The following is a 9,356-nucleotide window of genomic DNA, read 5'->3' on the forward strand; positions in this document are numbered from 1 at the left end:
ATGCCCTGGTGCTGCGCAAATGGGGCATGAACCCGCTGCCAGGCGTGCGTTTAACCGTGATAAACCCGGGGCCGACGGCCCCCTATTCTGGCATGTTGCCGGGATTTGTCGCGGGGCACTACGCACGGGAAGATCTCGATATCGACCTGGTGCGCCTGGCGCGGTTCGCGGGCGCTCGGCTCATCCTTGGCCCCGCCACCGGGCTTGATCCCGAACGTCGCGTCGTTCAGGTGCCCGACCACCCCGAGATCGGTTTTGACGTGGCCTCGGTCAATGTGGGGATCACGTCCGACATGCCCGACCTGCCCGGTTTTGCCGAACATGCAGTGCCGGCCAAGCCTCTGGGTCCGTTTGCCGCGCACTGGGCCGCTTATCTGAACGGCTCGGGCCCGGCCTCGGTTGCGGTCATCGGCGGCGGGGTCGCCGGGGTTGAACTGGTCATGGCCATGGCCCATGCCTTGCGTGCGCGCAACCGCAAGGCGCTAGTGACGCTTATCGACCGCGACCGGGCCTTGTCGGCGGTTGGTTCCAAGGCGGCGGCGACCCTTCGTCGAACCATGCACGACCTGGGTATCGACTGCATCGAACAAGCCGGCATTCTACGCGTCGGACCGGATTACCTGGAACTGGCAGATGGTCGCCACATCGCCGCAGATTTCGTGACCGGAGCCGCAGGCGCCCGCCCCTATGACTGGATCGCGCAGACCGGTCTGGCCCTGCACGAGGGGTTCATCCGCGTGAACAGCCACCTACAGTCCAGCGATCCGTTGATCTTTGCGGCCGGGGACTGCGCGCACCTGTCCGAAGATCCCCGGCCAAAGGCGGGAGTCTTTGCGGTCCGCGAAGCACCAGTGTTGTTCGACAACCTGCGCGCCGCGCTGGGTGCCGGGCGGATGCGGAGGTACCGGCCGCAGAAGGACTACCTCAAACTGATTTCAATGGGCGAGAAATCGGCGCTGGCCGAGCGGCTGGGTACATCTTTCAGCGGCCCGCTGATGTGGAGATGGAAGGACAACATCGACCAGAAGTTCATGGATCGGTTTCGCGACCTGCCACGCATGAAAGCCCCACCCCTGCCGCGTCACCACGCCGCCGGCCTGCGCGAGACGTTGGGAGAAAAGCCGATGTGCGGCGGCTGCGGGGCCAAGGTCGGGCGCGGCGCGCTGCGCGCGGCCCTTTCGGTCGTGCCCGGCAGCGACCGCCCGGATGTCACGCCTCTGCCCGGCGATGACGCCGCGCTGCTGACCGTCGGCACGGCCCGGATGGTGATGACCACCGACCACCTCAGGGCCTTCGTTGCCGACCCGGTTCTGATGACCCGGATCGCCGCTGTTCACGCGCTTGGGGATGTATGGGCGATGGGCGCGGCACCTCAGGCCGCTACGGCGACCCTGATCCTGCCGCGCATGTCGGCGCAACTGCAGAACCGGACGATGGCGGAAATCATGGAAACCGCGACCCATGTCATGCGGCAGGCCGGGGCCGAGATCGTCGGCGGCCACAGCTCGATGGGCGACGAGATGACCATCGGCTTCACGGTGACTGGCCTGTGCGACACCGACCCGATCACCTTGTCCGGCGGACGGCCGGGCGACGCGCTGTTGCTGACCAAACCGTTGGGCAGCGGGGTCCTCATGGCCGCCGAAATGTCCGGTGATGCACGCGGCGACTGGGTGCAGGCGGCATATGATCTGATGACGCAGCCCCAGGGCGAGGCGGCGCGTATACTGAGCGCGGCGCATGCAATGACCGACGTCACCGGCTTTGGGCTGGCCGGGCATCTGGCCGGGCTGTGCGAGGCCTCGGGTTGCGGCGCAATTCTGGACCTGAACGCGGTGCCGGTCATGGATGGGGCGGACCAGCTGAGCCGCGCCGGCATCCGCTCGACCCTGTTTGCCGACAACCGTGCGATCGTTCCCGAATTGCCCGAAGGCAACAAAGCCGATCTGCTGTTCGACCCCCAGACCGCCGGAGGCCTGCTGGCTGCCGTCCAACCCGACGCCGCCACGGCCCTGCGCGACCGGCTGCGAGCTGCGGGTTATCCGGCCGAAATCGTGGGTGAACTGATCGAGGATCCGGGGCTGAAGCTTCGGGGTTGAACCAATAGCTCTTCGATTTGCGATGCCAGACTGTCCAGCGCTGTTGCGGTGAGCGAATCCGCCTGCAGTTGCGCCATCAAGTCCACCTTGTGGACCCGGCGCGATTTTTCATAGGCCGGGTCATAGTGCTGCTCCATCAGGGCACGGGTCAGCCCGGGCTTGTCGCCTTGGGCGATCAGATCGAACCAGCTATCCACCACGTCATGGCCGCGGTGATGGCGCAGCGGTGACAGACGCTCTTTAAGCCGCTCGGCATCGGACAGGATGTCGTCATAGGACGACACCAGATAAGCCGTGCGCGCCTCGATGGGTGCGGTGATGCGGATACGCGGCGCGACCCGCAGCGCCTTCCAAACCGAGGGCGGCAGGATCAGCGTACCGATCTTCGAGGATTCGGCCTCGACCACGACCGGGCGCGAAGGGTCCAGCGCAATCAGCGCCGCGGCGAGTGAGGATTCGAAAGCCTTTTGACTGGGTTGGCCGCCCGGTTGCTCGCCCAGAAGCGAGCCCCGGTGATTGGCCAGCGCCTCGAGGTCCAGAACCTGCACGCCCCTCTGGCGCAAGCGCTCCAGAAGCTCGGTCTTGGCGGTGCCGGTATATCCGTCCAACGCCACTAGCCGGTGCGGCAGCGGGTCGTCATACAGAAACCGGTTCACAAGCCGCCGATAGGTGCGGTACCCGCCCGAGACGACCTCGGCGCGCCAGCCGATCTGCTGCAGCATCCAGGTGAACGACCCCGATCGCTGCCCCCCGCGCCAGCAATAGACCAGGGGGCGCCAACCGCCATCGTGATGGCTCAGGCGGTTTTCGATATGGTCGGCGGCATTGCGGAACACCAGCGCCGCGCCCAGCTTGCGGGCCAGAAACGGGCTTTGCTGCACATAGATGGTGCCGACCCGAGCGCGCTCTTCGTTGTTCAGAACCGGCAGGTTGATGGCGCCGGGCGCGTGGTCTTCGGCATATTCCGCCGGGCTGCGCACGTCGATAACCGTGTCGAACCCGTGGGTGTAGAACGCGGTAAGGTCTGGAAACTCGATTGCCATAGATCATGGTCTAGCGCCGCGAGGGCTCAATGGAAACCCGCGACCGAGCGATCAGCCCTCGGCGATCGGCGCGATCAGCTGCGGGCCGCTGGCCCGGTTCGAGTTGACTGCGGTACTGACCCGGTAGAACTCCAGCAGGTCCTCGGGGCCGGGGCGCATAAGGCGTGCGGCCCCCTTGCCCACTTCGCCCAGCCACAGCGCCCAGTCTTGTGGCTCGAGGATCAGAGGCATGCGGTGATGGATGGCCTTGACCCGTGTGTTTGCGGCGGTGGTCACGATGGCGCAGGTGACGCGGCGGGCGTCAGGCGGCCCCCACTCCTGCCAGATCCCAGCAAAGGCGATGGGGGCACCGTCGCGACGGTGGAAATACCACGGCAGGCGCGCGCCGTCCGCGTCCTTGGTCCATTCATAGAAACCCGTGGCGACGACGATGCAGCGCCGATCCCGGCAGGCGGCGCGAAAGGCCGGCTTGTCCGCCAGGGTCTCTGCGCGCGCATTGATCAGAAGCGGGCCGTCATTTTCGGACTTGTACCAATGGGGCAGAAACCCCCATCGCAACGGATCCAGCCTGCGCCCCGTTTCCCCGGCGCGGACCACATGCACCGGGTTGGTGGGACACACATTGAAGTTGGGCACCGGCGGCAAGTCATTCGCCGGGCGCGCGGCAAACAACTGTGCCATGGCATCATTGGGAAGAGTTATTGCAAACCGTCCACACATGGGCAATGAACCTAGCAGCGGAAAAACAGGATCGAGCGGCGCATAGTCTGATGGCAACTCAAGCACCAAATTCCCTCAAGGCCAAGGCATTGGCCGATCTGGAAACAGGCAAACTGCCCCAGGCTTTGAAAAAAGCGACGCTGGGCACCAAGAAATTTCCGCAGGATGCAGCCTTTCACGCCATTGCGGGTTTCGTGCTGACCGAGATGAAGCAGTACAAGAAATCCATCCCCCATTTTCAGGAGGCGTCACGTCTGAAGCCGAATGACCCGCAATTCGTGGAAAACATCGCCAATGCTCTGATGCAGACCGGGCAGATCGCTCAGGCCCTGGCCTATTCCGAACGGATGTTGGACAAATTCCCGGGCAACACGGAAATCATCCGCGTCATCGATGAAATCAAGCTCAAGGGGCAGAACTGGCGCAGCATCGTCGAAAACGCCACCGAAAAGCTGAAGAACGACCCCGACAACCCCAAGCTTCTGGCGTCGCGCGGCCGGGCCTACGGCAAACTAGGTTTTGTCGAGGCCAGTTCGCGCGACATCACGCGGGCGTATGAACTGGCGCCAGACGACATGGGGATCGCCTTCCGAAAGGCGGTCGATCTGCATCAGGCGGGTGACAAGACGGGGTGTGCCGAGATTCTTTGGCGCATTCTGGAACAAGAGCCGCACCACATTTCGGCCTTGTATCAGCTGTCGTCGATGGTCGACCGGGAGCAGGCCAAGTCACTGATGCCGCAGGTCGAGGCGGCGATGGCCGAGCTCAACCACAGGGATTCGACGTTGGAATTCGCCAAGGCCCAGCTTGAGTCGAAAATCGAGGGCCTGGAGGCCGCACTCCCGCAGTTCGCGCGCGCCAATGCCGCCCAACACGCGGAAAACCCTTACGACTTCGGCGCCGAGGAGAAGAAACTCGAGCGGATCAAGTTCCTGTTCCCCTCCCCGGAGGCCGTTCCCAGTTCCGGCGTCGAAGACGTACCTTTGCCCATCTTCGTAGTCGGACAGCCGCGCTCGGGTACCACGCTGATGGAGATGATGCTGAGTGCGGTCCCGGATGTCGCCGGTTGCGGAGAACTGACCCTTGCCGCCGATCTGTCGGCGGTCTACTCGGATGAAAATCAGCCGTTCGGCGATACCGAGGCCCGCAAATTCGCCGAAGAGTTCCGCGAACTGATGCCGCCAATCCCTGACGGCTCCATCGCCTTTGTAGACAAGATGCCTCACAACTATCAGCGCGTGGGCTTCATCCTCTCGGCCTTCCCGAATGCCAAGATCGTGCACATGCTACGCGACCCGCGCGACGTAGGTCTGTCAAAATGGATTCGCCGTTTTCCCGCGAGTGGAATGCGCTACGCGTCAAACTTGGACTCCATCGCGCATTCGGCCAACCTGTATCGGCGCTACATGCAGCATTGGGATGCCATCTTCGGGGATCGCATCCTGACGGTGCCCTACGAAAAACTGGTGGCCGACCCTGAGACCTACAGCAAGCAGGTGGCCGCGTTCTGCGGGATCGATTGGCAAGAAAGCATGATGCACCCGGAGGAAAACAAGAAACAGGTGCGCACTGCCAGTATCGACCAGGTACGCAAAAAAATCTCGACCAAGTCGATCGGCGGCTGGCGCAAGGTCGCCGATCACGTCCGCTCCATGCTGGACGGGTTCGACCCAGAACTGTGGCCGGAATACGAGTTCGACTGAGACCCGCCAACGAAAAAAGGCCGCATCCCCGGATGCGGCCTTTCTTCTTTTAGCAAATAATCACTTCTTCTGAATACGACCGTCGAGGTAAGGCGTGTAGGGTGCATTCGCCTCCAGATATTCAGCAGTCACATCCGCAAGATCAGGGCCGAAATCATAGGCGTTCTTGTCGTCGCCCGTGAACATCTTGTACCCGTCCCCGCCATTCCGGACATAGTTGTTGGTGACCACCAGATAGGTTTTGGCCGGATCAATTGGCACATAGCCATCACCCTCGGCCACCATGACCTCGGTCACGCGGCCTTCGTTGGGGGCAACCGACGGATCCCAGGTGAATTTCAACCCAGCCACCTGAGGGAAGCGGCCCTTGACCTCTTCCACCTGGCTGACCCCGTTTTCCAGCGCATCGATGATGCCCTGACCGCTGATCTCGAAGGTCGAAAGCGTGTTCTGGAAGGGCAGAACGGTCAGCACCTCGCCCATGGTCACGTCGCCCGCGTCGATCGAAGCCCGCAGGCCGCCCGAGTTGGCGATGGCGATCTGAACGCCCTGATCGGCCACCCGCGCCAGCATGGCATCGGCTACCAGGTTGCCCATTTCGCATTCCTGCACGCGGCAGATTGACCGGTCACCTTCGATCGGTGCCGCGGCGCTGGCTACGACCTTGTTGCGGATCTCCTCCAGCGGTTTGGCCAGTTCTGCGATGCGATCAAGGGCCGCCTGATCCTCGGTCACGGTGTTGTCCATGATCAGCGGCTCACCCACCGCCTCGACCACGTTGCCGTCGTCATCGAAGGTCACGTTCAGCTCGCCCAGGAACTTGCCGTAGGCATAGGCCTGAACGATCTGCACACCGTTCACAACCGTCGGATACGGCCCAACCGCCTTGTCCGACGTGTTCGACAGATAGGTGTTCGAGTGTCCGCCCACGATCACGTCGACGCCCGTGGTTTCCTGCGCGACCCGTTGGTCGACGCCATAGCCCGAGTGGCTGAGCACGATGATCTTGTTGACGCCGTCGGCCGTCAGCTTGTCGACCTGCGCCTGAACTGCGGGCACCGGGTCCGAGAAGGTGACGTTGGGGCCGGGCGAGGCCAACTCATCCGTATCCTCGGGGGTCAGGCCAATCAGGCCGATCTTTTCGCCCCCCACTTCGATCACGGTCGAAGGCATGATCCTGTCGGTCAGCAGTTCCTCGTTCTCGATATTCGCGTTCGACATCAGAACCGGGAAATCGACGGTGTCGATGAAGCCCGCCAGAACCTCGGGGCCGTCGTCGAATTCGTGGTTGCCCACAGTCATCGCGTCATAGCCCAGCTTGTTCATGAACTCGGCCGCGACCTTGCCCTTGTAGTAGGTATAAAACAACGACCCCTGGAACTGATCGCCGCCGTCCACGAGGATCGAGTTCTCGGCCCGCGCGCGCGCATCGTTGACCGCGGTGACCAGGCGCGCCGAACCGCCGAAGCACTTGCCCTCGGCATTGTCCTCGGCGCTGCAGCCGCTGTCATATTTGTTGATCGGCTCGAACCGGGAATGGAAGTCGTTGGTGTGCAGAATGGTCAGCTTGTAGTCGGCCGCCGCCATGCCTGCAGTCAGGCCAAGGGCCGCGACGGATGTCAGGAAACGGGTAATCATTTGAAACTCCCTGTTATTGATTGCCAAGATCGTGCGCCGAGGGCGGCAAAGAGTCAAAGGGGGAAATGCGGCTTGATTCTACCCCGCGCGCGGGGCATCACGGCACCATGCTGATCTACAAGATATTCCGGGCCGAGGAATGGGCGGCCCTGCAGGCACAGGGCGAAACTCGGGGCGCGCCGGTCGATGTGGCGGATGGGTTCGTGCATTTTTCCACCGCCGAACAGGCGGCGGAAACCGCGGCCAAACACTTTGCCGGGGCCGAAAACCTGACACTCGTGGCCTGCGATGCCCGGAAAATGGGCGATGATCTGAAATGGGAGGTCTCGCGCGGGGGTGCCTTGTTCCCGCATCTCTATCGCAACATGCGCATGGCGGATGTGGTCTGGGCCAAGCCGCTGCCGCTGGAAAACGGCGCGCACCGCTTCCCCGAGGAAATGCAATGACCGGCCATATCGACCCCGACCGCGCCCAGTTCGCGGCGTTCAAGGCGCTGGACCGCGATCACCCGATCGAGATGCTGAACCTTGTGAGGTTCCGCGCCAAGGCGGCCTATCCCGAAAGCCACGACATGGCCGCCGCGGGGCTGAGCGGCGCCGAAGCCTATCGCCGGTATGGGGCCGAAACGGCGCCGATCATCGCGCGGCTGGGGGCCTCGATCATCTGGCGCGGCACGTTCCAGACAACGCTGATCGGCCCGCAGGGCGAAGTGTGGGACGAGATGTTCATCGCCCGTTACCCCTCGGCCCATGCGTTCCTGGAGATGGTGACCGACCCGGCCTATCGAGCGGCGGTCATTCACAGGCAGGCGGCGGTGGCCGACTCGCGCCTGATCCGCACCGCCCCTAGCCCAAACGGAGCGTCCTTCGGATGAAACTGACCGAGAAACTGGCCCTGGCCGCGCTGCATCGTTTCGAACCCGAAACCGCGCACGGCCTGTCGATCAAGGCGCTGAAATCTGGGCTGACCCCGTCGCCCGGTCCCGTCACCTCAATGCGCCTGCGCACGCAGCTGGCCGGGCTCGACCTGCCCAACCCGGTAGGTCTGGCCGCCGGGTTCGACAAAAATGGCGAGGTTCTGGGCCCGCTGTCACGCTCGGGCTTTGGGTTTATCGAGGTGGGTGCCGTCACACCGCGCCCGCAGCCGGGCAATCCCAAGCCGCGCCTGTTCCGCCTGACCGAGGACCGCGCCGCCATCAACCGGTTCGGCTTCAACAACGAAGGGATGGAGGCGATGGCCCGGCGTCTGGCGCACCGCCCCAAGGACGCGGTGATCGGCCTGAACCTGGGCGCCAACAAAGACAGCACCGACCGGGCGCGGGACTTCGCGCAGGTGCTGGCCCATTGCGGGCAATGGCTGGATTTCGCCACGGTGAATGTCTCGTCGCCCAACACCGAAAAGCTGCGCGACCTGCAGGGAAAAGAGGCGCTGAGCGCCTTGCTGGCAGGTGTGCTGGACACCCGCGAAGCCTTGGCGCGGCCGATCCCGGTGTTTCTGAAAATCGCCCCCGACCTTACGGATGACGAACTGCGGGACATCGCCGATGTCGCCCGTGACACGGGCATCGACGGTATCATCGCCACCAACACGACCTTGTCGCGCGAAGGACTGCAAAGCCCGCACAAGAATCAGGCCGGCGGATTGTCCGGCGCGCCTCTGTTCGAGAAATCGACCCGCGTTCTGGCCCGGCTGAGCCAGTTGACCGACGGGCAGATTCCGCTGATCGGCGTGGGCGGCATCGGCACCGCCGAACAGGCCTATGCCAAGATCTGCGCCGGGGCCTCGGCCGTACAGTTCTATACCGCGATGGTCTATGGCGGCCTGTCGCTGGCGGCCGAGATCGCGCGGGGGCTGGATGCCCTGCTGGCGCGGGACGGGTTCAAGTCGGTGGCCGACGCCGTCGGCAGCAAACGAGAGGATTGGCTGTGATCGAATACTGGCACAACCCACGCTGTTCAAAATCGCGCGCCGGGCTGGCCCTGCTGCAGGACCGCGGCGCCGAAGTCACCATTCGCAAATACCTCGAGGACGCGCCCGGCGCGGATGAGCTGCGGGCGGTGCTGTCCCGGCTGGGCATCCCGGCGATCGAGATGATGCGCCGGGGCGAAGCGCGGTTCAAGGAACTGGGGCTGAGCAAGAATTCGCCCGAGGAA

The 9,356-nt window shown here is 63.7% G+C and carries 9 protein-coding genes; 6 read left to right on the forward strand and 3 right to left on the reverse strand.

Going from position 1 to position 9,356, the window contains the following annotated elements; all coding sequences use genetic code 11:
* A partial coding sequence (gene selD, locus AC2FM3_RS17405; protein WP_496684385.1) for a selenide, water dikinase SelD occupies nt 1-2,099 on the forward strand: 2,099 nt, incomplete at its 5' end.
* On the opposite strand, the gene mnmH is transcribed toward selD, so the two are convergent.
* Both mnmH and AC2FM3_RS17415 read right to left on the reverse strand, forming a co-directional pair.
* Nucleotides 2,039-3,142 carry a tRNA 2-selenouridine(34) synthase MnmH gene (gene mnmH / locus AC2FM3_RS17410; RefSeq protein WP_496684388.1) on the reverse strand — a complete coding sequence of 368 codons (1,104 nt, stop codon included), beginning with the start codon at nt 3,140-3,142 and terminating at the stop codon, nt 2,039-2,041. The genes selD and mnmH overlap by 61 nt on opposite strands.
* A 51-nt stretch (nt 3,143-3,193) precedes the next feature.
* Nucleotides 3,194-3,862 carry an SOS response-associated peptidase gene (locus AC2FM3_RS17415; protein WP_496684391.1) on the reverse strand — a complete coding sequence of 223 codons (669 nt, stop codon included), beginning with the start codon at nt 3,860-3,862 and terminating at the stop codon, nt 3,194-3,196.
* 50 nt (nt 3,863-3,912) lie between these two features.
* Between AC2FM3_RS17415 and AC2FM3_RS17420 the strand changes: the two genes are divergently transcribed.
* The gene (locus tag AC2FM3_RS17420) at nt 3,913-5,565 is read left to right on the forward strand and encodes a tetratricopeptide repeat-containing sulfotransferase family protein (RefSeq protein ID WP_496684394.1); all 1,653 of its coding nucleotides are present in this window, start codon (nt 3,913-3,915) and stop codon (nt 5,563-5,565) included.
* Between the two features lie 60 nt (nt 5,566-5,625).
* Here the strand turns inward: AC2FM3_RS17420 and AC2FM3_RS17425 are convergent, their stop codons facing one another.
* Complete coding sequence (locus AC2FM3_RS17425) at nt 5,626-7,203, reverse strand: bifunctional metallophosphatase/5'-nucleotidase (protein WP_496684397.1); 1,578 nt, start codon at nt 7,201-7,203, stop codon at nt 5,626-5,628.
* 107 nt (nt 7,204-7,310) lie between these two features.
* On the opposite strand from AC2FM3_RS17425, the gene AC2FM3_RS17430 reads away from it, so the two are divergent.
* The 4 genes from AC2FM3_RS17430 to AC2FM3_RS17445 all read left to right on the forward strand — a co-directional run.
* Complete coding sequence (locus tag AC2FM3_RS17430) at nt 7,311-7,649, forward strand: DUF952 domain-containing protein (RefSeq protein ID WP_496684407.1); 339 nt, start codon at nt 7,311-7,313, stop codon at nt 7,647-7,649.
* Nucleotides 7,646-8,077 (forward strand): DUF1330 domain-containing protein, encoded by a 432-nt coding sequence (locus AC2FM3_RS17435; protein WP_496684399.1) that lies wholly within the window; start codon nt 7,646-7,648, stop codon nt 8,075-8,077. The genes AC2FM3_RS17430 and AC2FM3_RS17435 overlap by 4 nt, the downstream gene beginning before the upstream one ends.
* Nucleotides 8,074-9,132 carry a quinone-dependent dihydroorotate dehydrogenase gene (locus tag AC2FM3_RS17440; protein ID WP_496684402.1) on the forward strand — a complete coding sequence of 353 codons (1,059 nt, stop codon included), beginning with the start codon at nt 8,074-8,076 and terminating at the stop codon, nt 9,130-9,132. The genes AC2FM3_RS17435 and AC2FM3_RS17440 overlap by 4 nt, the downstream gene beginning before the upstream one ends.
* A partial coding sequence (locus AC2FM3_RS17445) for a thioredoxin domain-containing protein (protein ID WP_496684404.1) occupies nt 9,129-9,356 on the forward strand: 228 nt, incomplete at its 3' end. The genes AC2FM3_RS17440 and AC2FM3_RS17445, both read left to right, overlap by 4 nt.

The sequence above is a fragment of the Ruegeria sp. BHSB172 genome, from assembly GCF_059613165.1.

Bases quoted from the DNA above. Each gene is read 5' to 3' on its own strand.
- mnmH (WP_496684388.1), bottom strand. From the start codon at position 3,142: ATGGCAATCGAGTTTCCAGACCTTACCGCGTTCTACACCCACGGGTTC.
- AC2FM3_RS17415 (WP_496684391.1), bottom strand. From the start codon at position 3,862: ATGTGTGGACGGTTTGCAATAACTCTTCCCAATGATGCCATGGCACAG.
- AC2FM3_RS17420 (WP_496684394.1), top strand. From the start codon at position 3,913: ATGGCAACTCAAGCACCAAATTCCCTCAAGGCCAAGGCATTGGCCGAT.
- AC2FM3_RS17425 (WP_496684397.1), bottom strand. From the start codon at position 7,203: ATGATTACCCGTTTCCTGACATCCGTCGCGGCCCTTGGCCTGACTGCA.
- AC2FM3_RS17430 (WP_496684407.1), top strand. From the start codon at position 7,311: ATGCTGATCTACAAGATATTCCGGGCCGAGGAATGGGCGGCCCTGCAG.
- AC2FM3_RS17435 (WP_496684399.1), top strand. From the start codon at position 7,646: ATGACCGGCCATATCGACCCCGACCGCGCCCAGTTCGCGGCGTTCAAG.
- AC2FM3_RS17440 (WP_496684402.1), top strand. From the start codon at position 8,074: ATGAAACTGACCGAGAAACTGGCCCTGGCCGCGCTGCATCGTTTCGAA.